This is a genomic window from Gilvimarinus sp. 1_MG-2023 (assembly GCF_030548285.1).
Window position 1 is genome coordinate 1 of the sequence record NZ_JAUOSC010001864.1, and the last position, 230, is coordinate 230.

The window sequence follows — 230 nt, forward strand, 5'->3', positions numbered from 1 at the left end:
CTGGAAACTTACTGGGACCTGCTGCCGGCGCAATTTCCGCGCACGATTGATGGGCTTGCCAACGGCGATACCGAGGCCGATGTCTTTGTAAACCCGGTCAATGTTATTACCAATCTCACCCTGCCACTGCCCGGCGACTATACCTTAACGCCAGTGGCGACTCTGGCCAGCAATAACTACACCCTGTCGCTGGTGGACGGTAACTTGAGCTTGCTCAGCTCCCACCCGGG

General features: G+C 57.4%; 1 protein-coding gene. It reads left to right on the plus strand.

Annotation, left to right across the window (positions count from 1 at the left end; translation table 11 throughout):
- Positions 1-230 (plus strand): MBG domain-containing protein (locus tag Q4563_RS23150; RefSeq protein WP_303606221.1); only part of this gene is annotated, 230 nt, incomplete at both ends.